We start from the raw sequence: 1,756 nt of genomic DNA, 5'->3' as shown, positions 1-1,756 counted from the left end.
CGGTGTGGTTCATGACTGGGGTGAAGTCGTAACAAGGTAGCCCTAGGGGAACCTGGGGCTGGATCACCTCCTTACTGACGCTATTGTTGCGAGTGCTCACACAGATTGTATAGGTTGAAAKTCAAAGAGATACGAATGCCTTAGTSAAAGGCTCGTACCTTAGATGGGTCTGTAGCTCAGCTGGTTAGAGCGCACCCCTGATAAGGGTGAGGTCGGTGGTTCAAGTCCACTCAGACCCACCACTTCTACTTACCCTGCGTCATCTTTGATACCTGCGATGCTCATGTGCTAGCGCACACTGCGCGTCTCGCTTCAAATCTGACTCGGCTAAGCGAAGTGGACTTCTTCAGAAGTCTGTCTAAGGAATTTATGATGGGGCTATAGCTCAGCTGGGAGAGCGCCTGCCTTGCACGCAGGAGGTCAGCAGTTCGATCCTGCTTAGCTCCACCACTTTTTAAGCGCATTTATGATGATAAGTGTCTTTAAAAAGTGGTTTATCGTATTGATAGATTCACATGCTCTTTAACAATCTGGAAAGCTGACAAGTCATTCTTWAAGAATGACAGTAAAGTTCTCAATCAGTGACATATCATGTCACTCACACAATCAAGTGTGCTTGGGCTTTGTCTTATTTGATAAGCAAAGTCTCTATTTTGAGTCCGGCAAAAACAAAACCTTAATTGGTTGATGATTCAACACTCAGTGGTTTTGCGACGCAGATTTCTTTTTAAGACACTCTCGCGCAARAAAAACCTCTTGGGGTTGTATGGTTAAGTGATTAAGCGTAGACGGTGGATGCCTTGGCAGTCAGAGGCGATGAAGGACGTACTAACCTGCGAAAAGCGATGGTGAGCTGGTAAGAAGCATTTGAGCCATCGATGTCCGAATGGGGAAACCCACCTGCATAAGCAGGTATCTTAGCGTGAATCCATAGCGCTAAGAGGCNAAAAACCTCTTGGGGTTGTATGGTTAAGTGATTAAGCGTAGACGGTGGATGCCTTGGCAGTCAGAGGCGATGAAGGACGTACTAACCTGCGAAAAGCGATGGTGAGCTGGTAAGAAGCATTTGAGCCATCGATGTCCGAATGGGGAAACCCACCTGCATAAGCAGGTATCTTAGCGTGAATCCATAGCGCTAAGAGGCGAACTCGGGGAACTGAAACATCTAAGTACCCGAAGGAAAAGAAATCAATTGAGATTCCGGCAGTAGCGGCGAGCGACCCCGGAGCAGCCCTTAAGCGGYTTAGGCGTTAGGTGAACAGGTTGGAAAACCTGGCAATAAAGGGTGATAGCCCCGTAACCGACGGCGCCTTAGGCGTGAAAACGAGTARGACGRGACACGTGATATCTTGTCTGAAKATGGGGGGACCATCCTCCAAGGCTAAATACTCCTGACTGACCGATAGTGAACCAGTACCGTGAGGGAAAGGCGAAAAGAACCCCTGTGAGGGGAGTGAAATAGAACCTGAAACCGTCTACGTACAAGCAGTGGGAGCCTCYTTTRTGGGGTGACCGCGTACCTTTTGTATAATGGGTCAGCGACTTAATGTAAGTAGCYAGGTTAACCGCATAGGGGAGCCGTAGGGAAACCGAGTCTTAACTGGGCGACAGTTGCTTGCATTAGACCCGAAACCGAGTGATCTAGCCATGGGCAGGTTGAAGGTTGAGTAACATCAACTGGAGGACCGAACTCACTAACGTTGAAAAGTTAGGAGATGACCTGTGGCTAGGGGTGAAAGGCCAATCAAACTCGGAG

At 48.5% G+C, this 1,756-nt stretch carries 2 tRNA genes and 2 rRNA genes; all 4 read left to right on the top strand.

Annotated features, from left to right (window positions below):
- Window positions 1-74, top strand: a 16S ribosomal RNA gene (locus BZG13_RS15120); the annotation flags it as partial.
- Between the two features lie 91 nt (window positions 75-165).
- Window positions 166-242 (top strand) — tRNA-Ile (locus BZG13_RS15115).
- Window positions 243-374: 132 nt separating this feature from the next.
- Window positions 375-450, top strand: a tRNA-Ala gene (locus BZG13_RS15110).
- Between the two features lie 517 nt (window positions 451-967).
- A 23S ribosomal RNA gene (locus tag BZG13_RS15105) occupies window positions 968-1,756 on the top strand; the annotation flags it as partial.

This window comes from Salinivibrio sp. ML323, from assembly GCF_001995745.1.
In the GTDB taxonomy this organism is placed as follows: Bacteria; Pseudomonadota; Gammaproteobacteria; order Enterobacterales; family Vibrionaceae; genus Salinivibrio; species Salinivibrio kushneri.
Note: the sequence above shows the minus strand (reverse complement) of the source record. Positions and strands in the feature narration are given on the sequence as shown.